Annotated in this window: 19 protein-coding genes; 14 read left to right on the top strand and 5 right to left on the bottom strand. The window is 61.2% G+C overall.

The window, feature by feature from the left end:
• Positions 1 to 89: 89 nt before the first annotated feature.
• Complete coding sequence (gene ychF / locus CQ020_RS04590) at positions 90 to 1175, top strand: redox-regulated ATPase YchF (protein ID WP_105690798.1); 1086 nt, start codon at positions 90 to 92, stop codon at positions 1173 to 1175.
• Between the two features lie 120 nt (positions 1176 to 1295).
• Here the strand turns inward: ychF and CQ020_RS04585 are convergent, their stop codons facing one another.
• Positions 1296 to 1484: a hypothetical protein gene (locus CQ020_RS04585; protein WP_105690738.1), complete on the bottom strand. Its 189-nt coding sequence runs from the start codon at positions 1482 to 1484 to the stop codon at positions 1296 to 1298.
• On the opposite strand from CQ020_RS04585, the gene CQ020_RS04580 reads away from it, so the two are divergent.
• From CQ020_RS04580 to CQ020_RS04560, 5 genes are all read left to right on the top strand, one after another.
• Positions 1483 to 1950 carry an SRPBCC domain-containing protein gene (locus tag CQ020_RS04580; RefSeq protein WP_105690737.1) on the top strand — a complete coding sequence of 156 codons (468 nt, stop codon included), beginning with the start codon at positions 1483 to 1485 and terminating at the stop codon, positions 1948 to 1950. The genes CQ020_RS04585 and CQ020_RS04580 overlap by 2 nt on opposite strands.
• 322 nt (positions 1951 to 2272) lie before the next feature.
• A complete protein-coding gene (locus CQ020_RS04575) occupies positions 2273 to 3910 on the top strand; it encodes an ABC transporter substrate-binding protein (RefSeq protein WP_105690736.1) in 1638 nt (545 codons plus the stop codon).
• Between the two features lie 210 nt (positions 3911 to 4120).
• On the top strand, positions 4121 to 5050 hold the full coding sequence (locus tag CQ020_RS04570; RefSeq protein ID WP_062072947.1) for an ABC transporter permease: 930 nt from the start codon (positions 4121 to 4123) through the stop codon (positions 5048 to 5050).
• Complete coding sequence (locus CQ020_RS04565; RefSeq protein ID WP_062072945.1) at positions 5040 to 6023, top strand: ABC transporter permease; 984 nt, start codon at positions 5040 to 5042, stop codon at positions 6021 to 6023. Before CQ020_RS04570 ends, CQ020_RS04565 begins: the two co-directional genes overlap by 11 nt.
• Positions 6024 to 6034: 11 nt before the next feature.
• Complete coding sequence (locus CQ020_RS04560; RefSeq protein ID WP_258141707.1) at positions 6035 to 7750, top strand: ABC transporter ATP-binding protein; 1716 nt, start codon at positions 6035 to 6037, stop codon at positions 7748 to 7750.
• Positions 7751 to 7860: 110 nt separating this feature from the next.
• On the opposite strand, the gene CQ020_RS04555 is transcribed toward CQ020_RS04560, so the two are convergent.
• A complete protein-coding gene (locus CQ020_RS04555; protein ID WP_105690734.1) occupies positions 7861 to 8796 on the bottom strand; it encodes an SGNH/GDSL hydrolase family protein in 936 nt (311 codons plus the stop codon).
• Between the two features lie 190 nt (positions 8797 to 8986).
• Here CQ020_RS04555 and typA point away from each other — a divergent pair, with 190 nt between their 5' ends.
• From typA to CQ020_RS04525, 5 genes are all read left to right on the top strand, one after another.
• Positions 8987 to 10903: a translational GTPase TypA gene (typA, locus tag CQ020_RS04550; protein WP_024817466.1), complete on the top strand. Its 1917-nt coding sequence runs from the start codon at positions 8987 to 8989 to the stop codon at positions 10901 to 10903.
• 34 nt (positions 10904 to 10937) lie between these two features.
• Complete coding sequence (locus tag CQ020_RS04545; RefSeq protein WP_105690733.1) at positions 10938 to 11369, top strand: hypothetical protein; 432 nt, start codon at positions 10938 to 10940, stop codon at positions 11367 to 11369.
• 319 nt (positions 11370 to 11688) lie between these two features.
• Positions 11689 to 12015, top strand: coding sequence for a ferredoxin (gene fdxA, locus CQ020_RS04535; RefSeq protein WP_024817464.1), 327 nt, complete (start codon positions 11689 to 11691; stop codon positions 12013 to 12015).
• Positions 12016 to 12029: 14 nt separating this feature from the next.
• Positions 12030 to 13178, top strand: a complete 1149-nt coding sequence (gene dapC, locus CQ020_RS04530) for a succinyldiaminopimelate transaminase (RefSeq protein WP_105690732.1) — start codon at positions 12030 to 12032, stop codon at positions 13176 to 13178.
• Positions 13179 to 13410: 232 nt separating this feature from the next.
• Positions 13411 to 14694 (top strand): citrate synthase, encoded by a 1284-nt coding sequence (locus CQ020_RS04525; RefSeq protein WP_105690731.1) that lies wholly within the window; start codon positions 13411 to 13413, stop codon positions 14692 to 14694.
• A 105-nt stretch (positions 14695 to 14799) separates the two neighbouring features.
• On the opposite strand, the gene galE is transcribed toward CQ020_RS04525, so the two are convergent.
• Complete coding sequence (gene galE / locus CQ020_RS04520; RefSeq protein ID WP_105690730.1) at positions 14800 to 15840, bottom strand: UDP-glucose 4-epimerase GalE; 1041 nt, start codon at positions 15838 to 15840, stop codon at positions 14800 to 14802.
• 80 nt (positions 15841 to 15920) lie between these two features.
• Between galE and CQ020_RS04515 the strand changes: the two genes are divergently transcribed.
• Positions 15921 to 16547 (top strand): TetR/AcrR family transcriptional regulator, encoded by a 627-nt coding sequence (locus tag CQ020_RS04515; RefSeq protein ID WP_105690729.1) that lies wholly within the window; start codon positions 15921 to 15923, stop codon positions 16545 to 16547.
• A gap of 109 nt (positions 16548 to 16656) precedes the next feature.
• Positions 16657 to 17268 (top strand): hypothetical protein, encoded by a 612-nt coding sequence (locus CQ020_RS04510; protein WP_105690728.1) that lies wholly within the window; start codon positions 16657 to 16659, stop codon positions 17266 to 17268.
• 3 nt (positions 17269 to 17271) lie between these two features.
• Here the strand turns inward: CQ020_RS04510 and CQ020_RS04505 are convergent, their stop codons facing one another.
• On the bottom strand, positions 17272 to 18114 hold the full coding sequence (locus tag CQ020_RS04505) for a hypothetical protein (RefSeq protein ID WP_105690727.1): 843 nt from the start codon (positions 18112 to 18114) through the stop codon (positions 17272 to 17274).
• A 13-nt stretch (positions 18115 to 18127) separates the two neighbouring features.
• Positions 18128 to 19153 (bottom strand): 2,3,4,5-tetrahydropyridine-2,6-dicarboxylate N-succinyltransferase, encoded by a 1026-nt coding sequence (dapD, locus tag CQ020_RS04500; protein WP_105690726.1) that lies wholly within the window; start codon positions 19151 to 19153, stop codon positions 18128 to 18130.
• A gap of 95 nt (positions 19154 to 19248) precedes the next feature.
• On the opposite strand from dapD, the gene dapE reads away from it, so the two are divergent.
• Entirely contained in the window at positions 19249 to 20373 is a 1125-nt protein-coding gene (dapE, locus tag CQ020_RS04495; RefSeq protein ID WP_105690725.1) for a succinyl-diaminopimelate desuccinylase, read from the top strand.
• The last annotated feature ends 14 nt before the right edge of the window (positions 20374 to 20387 follow it).

Below are 20387 nucleotides of genomic sequence, written 5' to 3'. Positions count from 1 at the left end.
ACGACAGTTTTAGCGAGGCTGCACGCGTGGGCGCCGTTTGCAGGTGGTGACAACCCTGGACGTGGTTACAACGGGTAGAATCAATGCTCGTGGCTCTTACTATTGGCATCGTCGGACTGCCCAACGTCGGCAAATCAACTCTTTTCAACGCACTGACCCGTAACCAGGTACTCGCTGCGAACTATCCGTTCGCAACGATTGAACCCAACGTCGGCGTGGTCAACCTCCCGGATCCCCGTCTGGAGAAGCTGGCGGAGATCTTCGGTTCGCAGAAGTTGCTGCCGGCTCCGGTGTCCTTCGTGGACATCGCCGGCATCGTGAAGGGCGCCTCGGAAGGCGAAGGCCTTGGGAACAAGTTCCTGGCCAACATCCGCGAAGCAGAGGCCATCGCGCAGGTCGTCCGCGTCTTTGATGATCCCGACGTGATCCACGTCGATGGCAAGGTTGATCCGCGCTCCGACATGGAGACCATCAACACCGAGCTGATCCTGGCGGACCTTCAGACCATCGAAAACGCGATCCCGCGCATCGAAAAAGAAGTCAAGATCAAGAAGCGTGAGGCAGCCGAGCTGACCGCCATCAAGGCAGCCCAGGCAGTTCTGGAACGCGGCGACACCATCTTCTCCTCGATCAAGAGCGACAAGCTGGAGATGGAGCACCTCAAGGAGCTCGGGCTCTTGACTGCCAAGCCCTTCATCTACGTCTTCAATGCCGATGAAGGCATCCTGGGTGACCAGGAAAAGCAGGATGAGCTGCGTGCTTTGGTGGCCCCTGCTGATGCGGTGTTCCTTGATGCCAAACTCGAATCCGACCTCGTTGAACTGGACGAGGAAGAAGCCCGCGAAATGCTGGAAATGAACGGCCAGAGCGAATCCGGCCTGGACCAGTTGGCCCGCGTGGGGTTCCACACCCTTGGCCTGCAGACCTACCTTACAGCTGGCCCCAAGGAAACCCGCGCGTGGACCATCCGCCAGGGTGACACCGCACCGCAGGCCGCCGGCGTGATCCACTCCGACTTCCAGCGCGGCTTCATCAAGGCTGAGGTTGTCTCCTTCGAAGACCTCATTGACGCCGGTTCCATGGCTGAGGCCAAGTCCCGCGGCAAGGTCCGCATCGAAGGCAAAGAGTACGTGATGGCCGACGGCGATGTGGTGGAGTTCCGCTTCAACGTGTGACCTGGTTCAGCGAGTAAAGAGACCTGTAGCGCAGTAGGCCGCGGGCGATGAAGTTCAAGACTTCATTGCCTGCGGCCTTCGCTGTTTGAGGGCCTGCAGCTGTGCCCGGCGTGGAGTCCGTTAGGAGTCGGCGGGTTCGATGCCGTCTTTTTCTTGTTCGGTGTCTGGATTGTCATGCGTCTTTTTGGGGATCTTGCCCTCAACATCAGCCGGGACTGGCGGATCCTTTTCTTCATCAGTAGACATCCGCCCAGCATAATAGGTCAGGACGTAGCGGCCTCCAGTACCAGCAACTTCAAGGAGAACCATGAATCGTGATCTTGACCTCGTGATCGAGAGGGTCATTCGTGCGTCCCGGGCCACCGTTTGGAGCGCTTGGACAACGCCTGAACTCTTCGAGCAGTGGTGGATTCCCGAGCCTTACACGTGCAGGGTGGAGTCGTTCGCACCGCATGCCGGGGGCGGCTTCGTAACTTCCATGAGCGAGGACGGTTCTACGTTCGTTCCACACATGGACGCAGCTTTCCTCGTAGTTGATCAGGGGGAGCGCCTGGTGTTTACCAATGCTGTAGACAGCAGCCTTAGGCCCGCCCGCCCCATGCCCGTCGCGGTGACGGGGGAGGTCACTTTCACCGATCACACAGAGGGAACCTTGTACCGGATCGTCGCCCGTCACGGGGATCCGGAGTCGCGCGCCCAGCATGAGCAGCTGGGCTTGCAGGAGGGCTGGAGCTTGGTGACAGGACAATTGGCAACTTTGGCCGAGCGTCATTAGCCGCTACTGCAAAGATTTTCCCAAGCGTGGGACAGGGCCCCGGTTCCATGGAACCGGGGCCCTTCTTTGCCTAAAAATCGTCCTGTCCTGCTGTCAGACAGCGAATATTACCACCGAGTAGCGTTTGACTTGAAATCCGCGTCAATTTAGGCATGTGTAGGTTGCGGAACGGTTACAGTTTGGCCAGCATGTCCCATCATCCGGACACAATGTGGGTAGGCTTACACTCACATGTAGGCAACGTCACAGTAGGAAACTGTGCCTGTGCCTGGGGGAAATCACGAATTTTCCCTGCTCAACTCCACGACTCATAGGAGGCGGAATGCGTTTCTCGCGCACTTCCAAAGCTCTAGGCGTAGCGGCGATCATCGCCCTCGCAGCTACCGGTTGCGGTGGCGGCGGCAGCAACGACTCCGGTACGTCCGCGGGCGACCCGAACAAGGTCATCATTGCCGACGGCTCCGAGCCGCAGCGCCCGCTCATGCCGGCAGATATCAACGAAGTCGGCGGCGGCAAGATTGCCACGCTCATCTTCTCTGGCCTTGTCAGCTATGACCCTTCGGGCAAGCCGGTGAACGAGTTGGCGGAGTCCATTGAGGCGCCTGACGCACAGAACTTCACCATCAAGATCAAGAAGGACCAGAAGTTCACCAACGGTGACGCCATCACGGCCAAGACCTTTGTTGACTCCTGGAACTACGGTGCAGCGGCAAAGAACGCTCAACTGAGCGCCACCTTCTTTGAGAGCATCAAGGGTTACGACGAAGCCAGTGCAGAGGGTTCCACGGTGGACACGCTGTCCGGCCTGAAGGTTGTCGACGACACCACCTTCACAGTCGAACTCAAGCAGCCGGAATCTGACTGGCCGCTCCGTCTCGGTTACACGGCGTTCATGCCGGTTCCGGCGGCAGCACTTGCCGATCCCAAGACCTACGGCGAGAAGCCCGTAGGCAACGGCCCGTACAAGATGGCGGAGAACGGTTGGCAGCACAACGTGCAGATCCAGCTGGTCCCGAACGCCGATTACAACGGTCCCCGTAAGGCAAAGAACGGTGGCGTGACGTTCAAGATCTTCCAGAACGATGACGCTGCCTACCAGGATCTGCTGTCCAACAACCTGGACATTCTGCAGGTCATCCCCACGAGCGCCCTCAAGAACTTCAAGTCTGATCTTGGCGATCGCTTCATTGAGAAGCCGTACGCAGGCAACCAGACCATTGCTATCCCGGAGTACCTTCCGGAATGGAGTGGCGAGGCCGGCAAGCTCCGCCGTCAGGCAATCTCCATGGCCATCAACCGGGAAGAGATCACTAAGGTGATCTTCAGCGGTGGCCGCCAGCCGGCCAAGGACTTCACTGCCCCCGTCCTCGACGGTTACAGCGACAGCATCCCGGGCTCGGACAACCTGAACTTCGATGCAACCAAGGCCAAGGACCTCTGGGCCAAGGCAGACGCCATCCAGAAGTGGGACCCGAACACGGCCTTCACCATTGCGTACAACGCTGACAAGGGTGGCCACAAGGCTTGGGTTGAGGCTCTTACCAACCAGCTGAAGAACAACCTCGGCATCAAGGCAGAGGGTCTTCCTTTCGCAACGTTCAAGGAAGCCCGCGACCTTGCAACCACCGGCAAGCTGACCGGTGCAATCCGCGCTGGCTGGCAGGCAGACTACCCGTCGCTGTACAACTTCCTCGGCCCGATCTACAAGACCGGCGCTGGCTCGAACGACGCCCGCTACGAGAACCCCACCTTTGACAAGGCGATCTCTGACGGACTCTCCGCACCTTCCGTTGCCGACGGTAACAAGGCAATGAACAAGGCCCAGGAAATCCTGTTGCAGGACCTTCCCGCCATCCCGCTGTGGTACCAGGTATCACAGGGTGGCTGGAGCACTGGCGTCACCAATGTTGACTACGGTTGGGACGGCGTTCCGCTGTACTACAACATCACTGGCAAGTAACCGCGAAACGGCGGCGGAGGTGCTCAGCTGAGCACGTCCGCCGCCGTATCACGTTGCAAATCAATGACGCCCAACTCCGGTTGGGCGTCCTTGTGCAGGCCTACTTTGCCTTGGCAGGGAACGTTTGCACATCAGACGAAAAGGTTCTTCGATGAACAACTCCGCTGCACCCCTGGACAGGGTGCCTGCTGATCGGGGTGTGATGCGCTGATGGCCACTTACATCCTTAAGCGATTCCTCCAGTTGATTCCAGTCTTCCTGGGAGCCACACTGCTGGTCTACTTCCTGGTTTTCAGCCTTCCCGGCGACCCCATTGCCGCCCTGTTCGGCGACAAGCCCGTTAACGAAGCTGTTGCCGCGAAACTACGGGCTCAGTACAACCTGGACCAGCCCTTTATCGTTCAGTACTTGCTCTATCTAAAGAGCATCTTCACCTTCGACCTCGGCCAGGACTTCTCCGGCCGGCCCATTGCCGCCGTCCTCGGCGAGGTTTTCCCTGTGACAGCCCGGCTTGCAGTGATGGCTCTCATCTTCGAAGCAGTCTTCGGCATCGCCTTCGGCCTCATCGCAGGTCTTCGCAAGGGCAAGTTCTTCGACGGCACCGTTCTGATTGCCTCGCTGATCGTCATCGGTATCCCGATCTTCGTTCTTGGCTTCATTCTTCAGTTCTTCATCGGTGTGCAGCTGGGGTGGGCTAAACCAACTGTCAGCGCGGCCGCGCCAGTGCAGGACTTGATCCTGCCTGCAATCGTTCTTGGCCTGGCATCGTTTGCCTACGTTCTACGCTTGACCCGGACCAGCGTCATTGAAAACATGAACGCCGACTATGTCCGGACAGCCACCGCTAAAGGGTTGTCCCGTTTCAGGGTTGTCAACGTCCACATTCTGCGGAACTCGCTTATTCCAGTGGTGACGTTCCTCGGCGCAGACCTTGGCACCTTGATGGGCGGAGCTATTGTCACAGAAGGTATCTTCAACGTCCCCGGCGTTGGCAACAGGCTGTATCGAGCCGTCTTGTCGGGTGAGGGACCCACGGTGGTCTCCATTGTCACGGTGTTGGTGTTGATCTATTGCCTCTCCAACCTGCTTGTTGACCTCCTTTACGCCTGGCTTGACCCGAGGATCCGCTATGACTCCTGAAAGTAATCTGACCGGGCAGGACACCACCCGGCGACACATCGAGCACTTTGTTGCCGACCTTGACGAAACGCCGCTTCAGGCCACCGACAAGGTCAAGGAAGACAGTGCTCCTTCAAGCCTGTGGGGTGAGGCGTGGAAGAACCTGCGCAAGCAGCCACTGTTCATCATCTCGGCCATCATGATTCTGGCCGTTGTGGTTGTATCGCTCTTCCCCGGCCTGTTCTCACAAATTGATCCCTCCAACGAGGCCTGCCAGCTGTCCAACTCCGATGGGGGACCGGCATCGGGCCACCCCCTTGGTTTCACACAGCAGGGGTGTGACGTTTATGCCCGCGTCATTTTCGGTACCCGATCCTCGGTGACCGTTGGTCTGTTCACTACCATCGGCGTCGTTCTTTTCGGTGGCATTGTTGGTGCCCTCGCCGGATACTACGGTGGTTGGGCAGATGCGCTTCTGGCCCGCCTGACGGACATCTTCTTCGCATTGCCGCTGATCCTTGGCGCAATCGTCATGATGCAGCTCCCCGTTTTCCGTGCGAACCGTACGGTGTGGACGCTGGTGCTGATTCTTATCGTCTTTGGGTGGCCACAAATTGCCCGCATCACCCGAGGTGCAGTGATTGAAGTCAGGAATGCCGACTTTGTAGTTGCTGCACGATCCCTGGGTGTTTCGCGCTTCCGTTCACTGCTGCGTCACGTGCTGCCCAACTCCCTGGCACCAATCATCGTGGTGGCAACCATTTCCCTCGGCACGTTCATTGTTGCTGAGTCGACACTGTCCTTCCTGGGTATTGGCCTGCCGCCAAGCGTTATGTCATGGGGCAATGACATCCAGGCTGCACAGGCATCTCTCCGTTCCAACCCGATGCCCCTGCTCTACCCGGCTATCGCACTGTCGATCACAGTCCTGAGCTTCATCATGCTCGGCGATGCCCTCCGTGATGCCTTGGATCCCAAGGCCCGCAAACGATGAAAGGCGAAGCCATGAACTCTTCAGTTCATATCAAGGAAGAAGTCGCTGGCTCCGAGCGTCCGCTGCTGGAGATCAAGAACCTCGCAATCAACTTCGCCACGAGCAATGGAGAAGTCAATGCAGTGAGGAACGCACACCTCACTGTCATGCCGGGCGAGACAGTCGCTATCGTGGGGGAGTCGGGCTCAGGAAAATCGACCTCAGCCCTTGCTGCTATTGGGCTGCTTCCAGGGAACGGTCGGGTGGCTGCCGGAGAAATTCTCTTCGACGGCGAGGACATTGCCCATGCCAGCGAGAAGCGCATGATCGAGCTCCGCGGCAATTCCATTGGCATGGTTCCACAGGACCCCATGTCCAACCTGAACCCCGTATGGAAGATCGGCTTCCAGGTCAAAGAGACCTTGAAAGCGAACGGGCTCCCTTCAGGGCCTGAAGACGTAGCCAAGGTGCTCTCCGAGGCCGGGCTGCCTGATGCGTCGCGCAGGGCAAAACAGTACCCCCATGAGTTCTCCGGAGGTATGCGCCAGCGTGCCCTTATTGCAATCGGGCTTTCATGCCAGCCGCGCCTGCTCATTGCTGACGAGCCGACGTCGGCACTTGACGTTACGGTCCAGCGCCAGATTCTGGATCACCTGGACAAGATGACGTCCGAGCTGGGAACAGCCGTGCTTCTCATCACCCACGATCTCGGCCTCGCAGCTGAGCGTGCGGACAAAGTGGTTGTCATGTACAAGGGCCAGGTTGTTGAAGCCGGCCCTTCACTCGAGCTGCTCCGCAACCCGCGGCACCCCTACACGAAGCGACTGGTGGCTTCGGCGCCGTCGCTGGCTTCACGTCGTATCCAGGTGGCCAAGGAACAGGGCATCGAATCGGAGGAGCTCCTGGCTCCCACAGAGCCGGTCGTCGTCGAGGCTTCGCTCCCGGAGGAGGTCCTGAAGGTTGAAAACCTGACCAAGGTCTTCAAGCTTCGCGGCGGCATTGGGAAGTCCACGGACTTCACCGCAGTTGACTCCGTTTCCTTTGCCGTCAAGCGTGGAACCACCACGGCCATTGTTGGTGAGTCTGGATCCGGCAAGTCCACTGTGGCGCAAATGGTTCTGAACCTGTTGGAACCGACCTCAGGGAAGATCATCTTTGATGGGGTGGATACCTCGACGCTCAACAGCAAGGACCTGTTCAAGTTCCGTCGCCGGGTGCAGCCCATCTTCCAGGATCCCTACGGTTCTCTCGATCCCATGTACAACATCTTCCGCACCATTGAAGAACCGTTGAGGACGCACAAGATCGGAACGAAGGCCAGCCGCGAGAAGAAGGTCCGTGAGCTGTTGGATCAAGTGGCCCTGCCACAGTCCACCATGCGCCGGTACCCTAACGAACTCTCCGGTGGCCAGCGGCAGCGTATTGCCATTGCCCGTGCGCTGGCCTTGGACCCGGAAGTCATCATTTGCGATGAGGCTGTGTCCGCGCTTGACGTCCTGGTGCAGGCTCAGGTGTTGAACCTGTTGGCGGATCTTCAGGACAACCTTGGCCTGACCTACCTGTTCATTACCCACGACCTCGCGGTTGTCCGTCAGATCGCGGACCACGTCTGTGTGATGCAGAAGGGCAAGCTTGTGGAAACGGGCAGCACGGATGACGTCTTCGACAACCCGCGCGAGGCCTACACGCAAGCACTCCTGGACGCGATTCCGGGTGGTTCGCTGCTGTTGCCACCCGAGGTGGCCTGACCGGCGTCGAGCGTTAACGGCTGACTGGCAACAGAGCCGGTGGTTCCCTTTGGATGGGAACCACCGGCTCTTGCCGTTAGTCCATGACGGTTGATCGACGACGCCGCGGGCTACTTGGCCGGCTCGGAACTGTCCGGGCGTGCCGTGAGGCCAAGGGCGGTGAATTCGCGAGCCAGTGCGGCGCCCAGCTTTGCGTGCCCGGCAGGCTTCAAATGCACGCCGTCCTGAAGATCCCCGATCGCGTTGTAGCGGGTGAGCCAGTCGCCCGCGCTGACGAACGGTATGGCGTGCTTGGCCGCGATGCGTCCCAGGAGGGCATCTATTTCCGTACGACGTCCTCCGCCGTTGCCCACACCCCTGGCGAGGGTTCCGATCATGGCCAAGGTGGTTCCCGGGTACCTCTTTTTCAGTGCAGCGAGAAGTCGCTCGGCGTTGCTGGAGATCTGCGCGTCTGTGGCACGTTGGGTGGCATCATTGCCGCCACCCTGAATCACGATCAACGGTGGATCGCCGAAGGGAAGCACCCAGTCACCGCGTTGCAACGCATCGATGTAGTTGCCGGTCTTCCCATTGCTTGCCACATAGCCGGTGCCGCCCATGCCCACTACATGCAGTTTGTAGCCCATGGCTGCGATGCCCTGCTGCGGCCAGGAGTCCTTCGGCATCGACTGGGAATCGCCAATGAGTACCGCGGTGTGCAGTACGTCGGCGAGAACCAGTTCACTGCGGTTGTTGGCGGGGTTCTTGTACAGCGAGCCCACGGGAAGGTTGAGGGAACTGGGGGCAGGCGCAATCCGCAGCGGTTTATCCGCGGCTGCTGTCTGCGCGGGCCCGGGCACGGTTGATCCAGAGGGGGCCGTGATTGGCGCTGGGCTTGGTCCGCAGCCCACCAGGAGAACGCCTGCGGCGATCAGTGGTGCGAGCATGCGGAACACGGCCGGAGCTTGTCGCATCGTTGTTCTCCACGTGGCACTGGTTCTGCTGCCCATCATGGTGCACCCGGCAAAGAAAATCCAGCATCTGGACTTGCGTTTACGTAACAACATTCGAGTGTGAGCAGTGCCACATCCGGGGGTTGAATAGCTTGCTTTTTAGGCTCAGAAATGCAACTGCGTTTAGACTGGATGCAGGTGCCCTGTCTCCCGGGGTCTTTTCGCTGTGTGTTCCGATCAAGTCGATCAGGTATGCGCGCGGATACAAACAGCTGACTTCACCACTGAAACGAGTCATTAACGCATGTCTGAAACCATCACCAACACTGCGTCGCGGAGCGATCTGCGCAACGTCGCGATCGTCGCACACGTTGACCACGGCAAGACCACTTTGGTCGACGCCATGCTCAAGCAGACCAACTCCTTCGCTTCCCATGGTGAGGTTGAGGACCGTGTCATGGACTCCGGTGACCTGGAACGCGAAAAGGGCATTACCATCCTCGCGAAGAACACCACGGTTGCCTACAACGGCCCGTCGTCCAACGGCGAGACCATCACCATCAACGTCATCGACACCCCCGGCCACGCCGACTTCGGTGGCGAGGTAGAGCGCGGTCTGTCCATGGTTGACGGCGTCGTCCTTCTGGTCGACTCCTCCGAGGGCCCCCTGCCCCAGACCCGGTTCGTGCTCCGTAAGGCTCTTGCCGCGCACCTCCCGGTCATCCTCCTGGTCAACAAGACTGACCGTCCTGACGCCCGCATCGACGAAGTTGTCCACGAGTCCATGGACCTGCTCCTCGGTCTCGCCTCGGACCTCGCCGACGAAGTTCCGGACCTGGACCTGGATAAGGTCCTCGAAGTTCCCGTTGTCTACGCCGCTGCCAAGGTTGGCCGCGCATCCCTGGAGCAGCCTGCCAACGGCTCGGCTCCGGAGAACGAGGACCTTGAGCCCCTCTTCAAGACGATCATCGAGCACATCCCCGCTCCGACGTACAACCCGGACGGCGTGCTGCAAGCACACGTGACCAACCTGGACGCATCGCCGTTCCTTGGCCGCCTCGCCCTGCTCCGCATCTACAACGGCACCCTCCGCAAGGGCCAGACCGTTGCTTGGGCACGCGCCAACGGTGAGCTCAAGAACGTCAAGATCACCGAACTGCTGGCCACCAAGGCCCTGACCCGTGTCCCGGCCGAGTCCGCCGGCCCGGGTGAAATCGTTGCTGTTGCCGGCATCGAGGAGATCACCATTGGTGAAACCCTGACGGATGCCGAGAACCCGCAGCCGCTGCCGTTGATCACCGTGGACGATCCCGCGATCTCCATGACCATCGGTATCAACACCTCGCCGCTGGCCGGCAAGGTCAAGGGCGCCAAGGTTACGGCCCGCCAGGTGAAGGATCGCCTGGACAAGGAACTGATCGGTAACGTCTCCATCAAGGTTCTCCCCACCGAGCGTCCCGACGCCTGGGAAGTCCAGGGCCGTGGCGAGCTCGCGCTGGCCATCCTGGTTGAGCAGATGCGTCGCGAAGGCTTCGAGTTGACCGTGGGCAAGCCCCAGGTTGTCACCAAGACCGTCGATGGCAAGATCCACGAGCCCATGGAACACATGACCATTGACGTGCCGGAAGAGTACCTCGGTTCCGTTACGCAGCTCATGGCCGCCCGCAAGGGCCGCATGACCAACATGGCCAACCACGGCACCGGCTGGTGCCGTATGGAATTCATCGTTCCTGCCCGTGGTCTGATCGGCTTCCGCACCAAGTTCCTCACGGACACCCGCGGTGCCGGTATCGCTGCCTCCATCTCTGAAGGCTACGAGCCGTGGGCCGGCCCCATCGAGTACCGCACCAACGGTTCGATGATCGCCGACCGCGCCGGTGTTGTGACGCCGTTCGCCATGATCAACCTGCAGGAGCGCGGTTCCTTCTTCGTGAAGCCCACCTCCGAGGTTTACGAAGGCATGATCGTGGGCGAGAACTCCCGCGCGGACGACATGGACGTCAACATCACCAAGGAGAAGAAGCTCACCAACATGCGTGCAGCTTCCTCCGACTCCTTCGAAAACCTGACGCCGCCGCGCGATCTGACCCTCGAAGAGTCCCTCGAATTCGCCCGTGAAGACGAGTGCGTTGAGGTGACGCCGGAAGATATCCGTATCCGCAAGCTCATCCTGGACTCCAACGAGCGTGCCAAGGCAAACCGCGCCCGGGCCAAGTCCTAGCCCGTCCTGGTCTGAACCAGTCCGGAACAGCTGAATGATGAGAAGAGCCGCCGGTGCGGTCCGTGGAATTGCCACGGCCGTACTGGCGGCTCTTTTCGTTGCCTTGGCCGGTACTGGGCTGCACCGTCAGACCATACTCTGGGCCGGCGTCGAGCTCCCCTGGGGCGTGGCCGCAGCGTTGCTGCTGCTGGGGTCAGTGCAGCTGTGGCTCGCTGCCTGGTCCCGCTCGGTGGTGCCAGCGGCGGTGGCAGGCGTGGTGAGTTACGCCGTCGTCGGGATTTTGTCTTCAGCCGGTCCTGCCAAGCAGTTGATTCCGGGCGACGCCGTGGGGAACGTGTGGGTTTTTGGCATCGGCGGAGTGACGTTAATCATGCTTGTGGTCATCGGCCGGCTGCCATTCAGTCGGACGAGGCGCGTACGGACTGCCGGCGCGGCGGTGGAGGTGGAACCTCTTTCGCCGCGATAACCATTGCCAGCGGAATGTCGACGTCGGACGTGCGGGTCCGGACTGTGCAGGAACCTTCAGTGGTTCCCACGAGATAGCCCAGCGCGTCCGTCAGGCCGTCTTCGATCCTGTACCGGACCACCACCCGGATTCCCGGTTCTGCGTTGAGGAGGAATTGTTGGGGCGGCACATTCGGGGGAGTCACCGTTTCATACTAAGACGCGGGCTAGGTTGGCGTTAGCGCACTGTTGGATAATAGGCTCGGAAGTTGAGTGCCCGGCATGATGCCGGCAGTGTTACCCCGGCCATCGCCGGGACAAACCGTGGAGAGGTCTGGGACGTGACGTACGTAATCGCGCAGCCGTGTGTGGATGTCAAGGACAAGGCATGTATTGAAGAGTGCCCTGTCGACTGCATTTACGAAGGTGAGCGTTCCCTCTATATCCACCCCGATGAATGTGTCGACTGTGGTGCCTGTGAACCTGTGTGCCCTGTTGAGGCCATTTACTACGAGGATGACACCCCGGAAGAGTGGGCCGACTACTACAAGGCCAACGTTGAGTTCTTCGACGACCTCGGTTCCCCGGGTGGAGCGGCCAAGATCGGTAATACGGGTAAGGACCACCCGTTCATCTCCGCACTGCCCCCGCAGAACCAAGACCACTAAGGGCGGTTGTTTCGTTGATTTCCGCGGCACCGGCTTTTGGCCTGAACCTGCCTGACTACCCGTGGGAGGCCATGGCGCCGTATCTTGCCACGGCCGGTAAACACCCCGGTGGCGTAGTGAATCTTTCCATTGGCACGCCGGTGGACCCCACTCCCGGACTCATCCGTGAGGCCCTGGCCGCAGCTTCGGACGCCCATGGCTACCCCACGGTTCACGGAACCGAGGCCCTGCGCCAAGCCGTGGTGGACTGGTTCGCCAGCCGCCGTGGAGTCCCCGGACTCGATCCCAGAGATGTCATGCCGACCGTGGGTTCGAAGGAGCTCGTGGCCTGGTTGCCGTTCCTGCTTGGCCTGAGCGCCGGCGATGTTGTTGTCCGGCCCACCGTTGCTTACCCGACGTACGATATTGGCGCGTCCCTGGCTGGCGCCACGGCGGTTGCTGCCGATGACCTCGATGAACTTGATGCAGCCACCCGTGCGAAGGTCCGGTTGATCTGGATCAATTCACCGGGGAATCCTACTGGCAGCGTCCGCGATGTTGAGTCGCTGCAGCGGATCGTGGGCCAGGCCCGCGAGCTCGGTGCGGTGGTGGCCTCGGACGAGTGCTACGCCGAGCTGGGATGGGGCGAGTGGGATGCCCAGCGTGGTGGGAAAGCTGTCCCCAGCATCCTGGATCCGCGGGTGAGTGGTGGATCCACCGATGGCTTGCTGTGTGTTTACTCGCTCAGCAAACAGTCCAACCTTGCGGGATACCGTGCCGCGTTCGTTGCGGGCGATTCCGCGATCATGGCCAATCTGGTCAACAGCCGCAAGCACGCGGGCATGATCGTTCCCTACCCTGTGCAGGAAGCCATGCGCGTTGCCCTGGGCGACGCCGGCCACGTGCTGGCCCAGAAGGACCTGTACCGCGGACGCCGCGAAAGGATTGTTCCGGCACTGGAGAAGTTTGGGCTGACGATCCACGAATCCAGGGCCGGGCTCTACCTGTGGTCCACGGGCGGAGAAGCCACGTGGGACACAGTGGCGCGATTCGCTGAACTCGGCATCGTAGTAGGTCCGGGCGTTTTCTATGGAGATGCCGGCAACGGATTCATCCGGGTAGCCCTCACCGGCAGCGATGAACGAATTGATGCCGCCGTGGAGCGGCTTGCCACAGCGTCATAACAATGCTGTGACTTGCACCACTAATAGCGTCATTCCGCCAGTAACCGGACGGTACGGATTAGTTCCGTAGGGTTACTGGCGGTAGCTTTTTAACTGACTATCAATGGTGGCCTTCTCTAAGAAAGCACTTCGGCCGTTGGAGCCCTGCAACAGTAGGGCCGAAGGCGGCGGCACCAGAAGGTGGTTGGACAAGCGTTCGATAGAGGCCCTGAGGCCTCATGAAGGGGACTCCATGACTGAGACCACCAGCGCGACACTGCGCCATGCCGGCGGCGAACTCGAACTGCCGCGCATCAAGGTTGTAGAAGGAAACGAAGGCTACGACGTTTCCAAGCTGCTGAAGCAGACGGGCGCCGTTGCCTATGACCCCGGCTTCATGAACACAGCGGCCACTACCTCGGCCATCACCTACATCGACGGCGACGCAGGTATCCTGCGCTACCGCGGTTACCCCATTGAGCAGCTCGCGCAGCACTCGAGCTTCCTCGAAGTTTCCTACCTGCTGATCTACGGCAACCTTCCCACCCCCACGGAGTTGGAAGAGTTCGATCAGAAGATCCGCCGCCACACGCTCCTGCACGAAGAGCTCAAGGGCTTCTTCGGCGGGTTCCCGCGTGACGCCCACCCCATGCCGGTGCTCTCCTCGGCTGTTTCCGCGCTGTCCACGTTCTACCAGGACTCGCTGGATCCCTTCAACGCGGAGCACGTGGAAGTTTCCACCATCCGGCTGATGGCCAAGCTGCCGGTCATCGCGGCCTACGCGCACAAGAAGTCCATCGGCCAGCCGATGCTCTACCCGGATAACTCCATGAACCTGGTGGAGAACTTCCTGCGCCTGAGCTTCGGTCTTCCCGCCGAGCAGTACGAAATGGATCCGGTAGTCGTCAAGGCTTTGGACCTTCTGCTCATCCTGCACGCGGACCACGAGCAGAACTGTTCCACGTCCACCGTGCGTCTTGTTGGCTCGTCCAACGCCAACCTCTTCGCGTCGGTGTCCGCCGGTATCAACGCCCTCTTCGGCCCCGCACACGGTGGCGCCAACGAGGCCGTGTTGAAGATGCTTCGCCAGATCCAGTCCGACGGCATCAAGCCGGAGGACTACATGGAGAAGGTGAAGAACAAGGAAGACGGCGTCCGCCTCATGGGCTTCGGACACCGTGTCTACAAGAATTACGATCCCCGCGCCAAGATCATCAAGGCAACGGCACACGAAGTTCTGGGCAAGCTCGGCGGCAACGACGAACTGCTGGACATCGCCATGCGCCTCGAAGAGAAGGCACTGGCTGACGACTACTTCATCCAGCGCAAGCTGTACCCGAACGTCGACTTCTACACCGGCCTCATTTACAAGGCCATGGGCTTCCCGGAGAAGATGTTCACTGTCCTCTTTGCCATTGGACGCCTGCCGGGCTGGATTGCCCAGTGGCGCGAAATGATCAACGATCCCCAGACGAAGATCGGCCGTCCGCGGCAGCTCTACACAGGGGAGCCGGAGCGCAACTACCCGGCCAACTGATACGTCAAGAGCGTCAATCACGACGGCGGCCGCCCACCTCGCGCGAGGTGGGCGGCCGCCGTCGTTGGTTGCTAAGGCGTTTCTCGCCCCAGTGCCTGCGGCTGGCTAGGCGTTGTTCGCCGCGGCGGGCTGAGAGGCGTTGTACCCGTAAGGGTTGTTCTTCTGCCAGCGCCAGTGGTCCTCGCACATCTGGTCCACGGTCTTGGTGGTGGACCATCCAAGGTCCGCGAGGGCGGAGGAAGCGTCCGCCCAGAAGGCGGGAAGGTCGCCTGCGCGGCGGCCCGTGATCTCGTAAGGAATCGACTGGCCCACGGCCTTCTCGAAGGACCGCAGGACCTCCAGGACGGAGGATCCGCGGCCGGAGCCGAGGTTCCAACGGCGGACGCCGGCGCGCTCAGCGATGTAGTTCAGAGCTGCTACGTGCCCATCAGCCAGGTCAACCACGTGGATGTAGTCGCGCTGGGCCGTGCCGTCGGGGGTGTCGTAGTCGCCGCCGAAGACCATGAGCTTCTCGCGGCGTCCAACGGCTACCTGCGCGATGAAGGGGACGAGGTTGTTGGGGATGCCCTGGGGGTCCTCGCCGATGCGGCCGGACGGGTGTGCACCCACGGGGTTGAAATAGCGCAGCAGTGCGATATGCCAGCGGTCGTCCGCGTTGCCCAAGTCAGAGAGGATGTCCTCAATCTGCTCCTTGGTGCGGCCGTACGGGTTGTTGGCCCCGATTTCCATTTTCTCGATGTAGGGGATGGGGTTGTGCTCGCCGTACACCGTGGCGGAGGAGCTGAAGACGATGGAGCGCACGTTGTGCTTGTCCATGGCACGGAGAAGGTTCAGGGTGCCTACGATGTTGTTGTAGTAGTAGGCCAAGGGCTCCTGCACGGACTCGCCGACGGCCTTCAGTCCGGCGAAGTGGATCACAGCGTCAATCTGGTGCTGGTCGAAGACGGCCTCGACCGCAGGCTCGTCCACCAGGTCCACTTTGTGGAAGGCGGCGGTTTTGCCGGTGAGCTCCGAAACCCGGCGGAGGGATTCCTCGCTGGAGTTCACGAGGTTATCAAGCACAACGACGTCGTGGCCGGCTTCCTGAAGGGACAAAACGGTGTGGGAACCGATGTAGCCGGTGCCACCCGTGACAAGAATTTTCATGGTCCCTACGCTATCGGAAATCGGAGCCACGCCGCTCTGTGTTGAGCGGTGTTGAAGCACGTTCGTGCTAAAAACAATTAGTGCCCAAAATTGTTGATGCCGAAGCCCGGCGCCATGAAGTTGTCCAAGCAGTCTTCCGGATCATAGCCAGCGACGGCTTGGAACGCGCATCCCTCAGGGAAGTGGCTGACGAAGCAGAATTGGCTGTTGGCTCGGTGCGGCACTACTTCGCCAGCAGCGATGAGCTTCTGGTGTTTTCCTTCGGGGCAGTCATCGATCGCATAGCAGGGCGTCTTGAGGCTGCACTTGCGTCAGTCGAGGATGCGGAGCCGGAAAGCCCCGAGCAACACCATGCGGTGCTGAACCTCCTCGGTCAGTTCCTGCCCCTGGACGAAGAGCTCGCGGTGGACGCTTGCGTGTGGATGGCGTTCCGGCATGCTGCCCGGATCAAGCCCGTCCTGGCCGCCGAAGCCGAACGCAGCCACCGCGCCGTGGCCGCCGTCGTTGGTCGCCTCATCATGATCCTGAACCCGGCTGAAGCTGACGCACAGCAATCGCTCGTGACTGAAGCGGAAAGGCTCCTGGCCACCATGGACGGCTTGTGCATGCACGCATTGCTGCAGCCCGAGTGGATGACAGCAGAGATGTGCAGCGACGTCCTCACGGCTCACCTGCGGTCTCTCAGGGCCGTCCCTGCCAGCGGCTAAGGGTTGATGAGGCTTGCGGGCCCGTAGGAGCCGGATCGCGCCATGACCGTCCGGGGTCATGGGGAATAGACTGGAACATGTCGGGGACCTGCCAAAGGGAGGAATTCGCATGCACGAGTCAGGTGGCCCGGGATGGCGCATCACCATGGATACATCCGGACCTATGCTCATAGCCCTGTACTTGCGCGACGTAGCGGGACTGGATGGTGCCGGAAAACCCGCCCTCTCGCACGCCGCTCCAAAAGTACGGCATGCGGACCACAAACACCTCACCTCTGATGTTGGAGGTATCCCGGCGCTGAAGACCGAGTGGGAGGCGTGGTGGGAGAGCCTGGTGAAGTCCTATCCCCATCCGGCTCCTGAGTTGTCCCCGCCCAGCTTCAAGGCGTTTGGTAACTCACCTGCACTCCAGCGCGTCCTGCAGGCACATTTTGGCTCAGCGCTGGGATGGGCCACCGACAGGATCGACGAGTATGCCAACCTGGAGGCCGCCCGTGCAGCCAACGGGGTGACGCAGGTTCTGAACGAAATGGTGGAGGACAGGCTCCTGGAGGTCGGACGCAGTTCCCGGGACTTCGAACTCACCATCATTGAACTGCCACTCAATGAGCCCCGGGCCTGGTATCTGGAACCAAGCACCATGATCATGAGCCACCAGCTGCTCTCCGAGCCCGAGGTGTTCCGCAGCTATGTCCAACCCGTGGTGGAGATTCTCGCCTAAAAGTCAGGTGGCCGGCGCTGAAACAGTGATGGTTACCGTCCCAGCGGGCGCGGCGGAGGGCTGCCAGCCGTCCCGCTTCTCCCGGTTCCACGTCTGGCCAGCCACATCCACCTGCGTAATGGACAACGTCTTGGCGTTTGCCACTGCCCAATGAGCCACCGCCCAAGCCTGTGTTCCACCCATCTCCAGCTGAACCGAGCGGCCCTGAACCGTGGCCGCCTGGGTGCCGAACGCCGTCGTGAGTTCATCGACGACGACGGCAGGGTCACCAGCCGCTTCGGGCATGCGCAGTTCGCAGTTCAGCGCGGCCTCGGAGTGCCCGGTGAGAGCAGAAGCGAAGGCCCTGCCCATGCCTTCATGCTGGGCATAGGCGCGGGGGAAAGCGGAACGTTGGACTGCTTGGGCGGCCTGGGTGATCTCCATGGATTCGTAGCCTGGAACCTTGATGAGGCCATTAAAGAACGCATTCGCGGCGTAGACAGGGTCCATGACCTGTTCCTCGGTTCCCCAGCCCTGCGAGGGCCTCTGTTGGAACAGTCCCCGGGAGTCGGGGCCGGCGTCGTCGCCGTAATTGATGTTGCGCAGCCTGGACTCCTGCATGGCCGTGGCCAAGGCAATAGTTGCCGCGCGCGGTGGAAGTCCCCGCTGAACGGAAATTGCAGTGATGAGCGAAGCGTTCGCAGCCTGGTCCGTGGCGAGCTCGTGGCTTTCAGGGCCGGCTACGGCGAAGCAGCGCTCCGTGACCAGTGTCTCGGAGCGCTGCAGCACTGCAACTATTGCGTAAATGGCACCTGCTACGAGGGCCAAGGCCAGCACCGCAACGATGGCGCGGCGGAACCGGCGCATTGAGTGTCTCCTGCTAGTTGGCGTGGAGAGCCTCGTTCAGCTCCACCGTCTGGCCCTTGCGCGGAAGTACTTCCACGCCGCCTGTGGTGGAGTTGCGGCGGAACAGGAGGTTGGGGACGCCGGAGAGCTCCACGGCCTTGATGATCTGGCTGGTGTCCTCGCCGTTCTCGTCCTTGGGGCCCGGAACCCGTACCCGGGTACCAGCGGTGACGTACAGGCCGGCTTCCACAACGGAGTCATCGCCGATGCTGATGCCCACACCGGAGTTGGCTCCGAGCAGGACACGCTCGCCCAGGGAGATCTTTTCCTTGCCGCCACCAGAGAGAGTGCCCATGATGGACGCTCCACCGCCGACGTCCGTGCCGTCGCCGGCCACCACGCCTGCCGAGATGCGGCCTTCCACCATGGAGGTACCCAAGGTGCCGGCGTTGAAGTTCACGAAGCCTTCGTGCATGACAGTGGTGCCTTCGGCGAGGTGGGCACCCAACCGGACGCGGTCGGCGTCGGCAATGCGCACACCGGCGGGCACCACGTAGTCGACCATCCGCGGGAACTTGTCCACGCCGTAAACCACCACGTTGCCGCGCTTGCGCAGGCGCGCTCGGGTCAGTTCGAAGCCGTCAACCGCGGCGGGGCCGAAGTTGGTCCACACCACGTTGGGCAGCTTGCCAAAGACGCCGTCCAGGTTGATGCTGTTCGGCTTGACCAGCCGGTGGGAGAGGAGGTGCAAACGCAGGTACGCATCGGCAGTGTCTGCGGGGGCGGCGTCGAGGTCAATCTGCGCGAAGACCACTTTCTGCTCCGTGCCACGATCGGCATCCTTGCCGTCGTTGGCCAGCGCAGTGAGTGCGGGATCGGCGTTCTCAACGTCGCGCAGGGTATCGGCCGCAACACCAAGTGCGGGTGCGGGGTACCAGACGTCCAGCACGGTTGCTTCCCCGGAAGCCGAGGTGGCGATGGTGGCGAGGCCGAAGCCATAAGCCGACCGGGGGTTGGTGGGCGCGGTTGCGGGCACAGCAGAGGAAGCAGTTTCAGTCATGGGCCAAGTCTATCCAGCAGGCAGAGGTCGGTTAAAACCCGTCTCATGCCGTAGAAGTCGCATTTGTGGTTGTTTCCGGGGATTAGGCTGGACGGGTGACCTTGAACTCTGCTCCCGCCCTCCTTGACCTTCGCCAGGATGTTGCCTTGCTGACGGCCGCGATCATCGACTTCAACAGCGTTTCGGGCAACGAGACCGAGCTCGCCGACGCCGTCGAGTCCGCCCTGCGCGCCATTCCCGCCTACACCGTGACCCGTGACGGCGACGCCATCATTGCGCGTACGGAACTTGGCCGCTCGGAGCGCGTCATCCTGGCGGGACATCTGGACACCGTGCCCCTGCCTACTGTTGAAGGTTCGCTGGGCACCGTTCCGGCCACCTGGGAATCCGGTGTTCCCGGTGAAGGCGTGCTGTATGGCCGCGGCACCACGGATATGAAGGGCGGCGTGGCGGTCCAGCTGGCACTTGCGGCAACACTTTTCGACGACGGTCGGCAGCCGGATAAAGACGTCACCTTCGTCTTTTATGACCATGAAGAGGTGGAAGCGGTCAAGAGCGGCCTCGGCAGGTTGGTGCGGAACCACGGAGATCTGCTGAAGGGTGATTTTGCGATTCTTTTGGAGCCCACGCACGGCACGGTGGAAGGCGGTTGCAACGGAACCAGCCGTTTCGAAGCCACCACCATCGGCGAAACAGCCCACTCTGCGCGTGCCTGGATGGGCGTCAACGCGATCCACGCCGCAGCACCCATCCTTGCGCGGCTCGCCGCTTACGAGCCGCAGACCATCAACGTGGACGGCCTCGATTACCGCGAGAGCCTCAACGCGGTAAAGATCAACGGTGGAACTGCGGGCAACGTCATCCCGGATCGATGCGTGGTGGAAATCAACTACCGCTTCGCCCCGGACAAGACCCCGGACCAGGCCGAGGCCCACGTCAGGGACCTTCTGGAAGGATTCGACGTCGTCCGCACGGACGCTGCTGCCGGCGCGAGGCCCGGACTGAACCACCCCGCCGCCGCGTCCTTCGTTGCCGCAGTGGGCGCCGAGCCCAAACCCAAATACGGGTGGACCGACGTCGCGCGTTTCAGTGAACTGGGCATCCCGGCGGTGAACTTCGGTCCCGGTGACCCTCTGTTGGCGCACAAGGACAACGAGCACGTCGACGCCGACGCCATCCGTGAATGCCTCCGTGCACTGAGGACCTGGCTGACACCGTAGTCCGTCAAGGGCAT

It is taken from the genome of Arthrobacter sp. MYb23 (assembly GCF_002979775.1).
GTDB lineage: Bacteria > Actinomycetota > Actinomycetes > Actinomycetales > Micrococcaceae > Arthrobacter.
The sequence above is the reverse complement of the archived record's forward strand: the minus strand, read 5'-3'. Positions and strand labels throughout refer to the sequence as shown.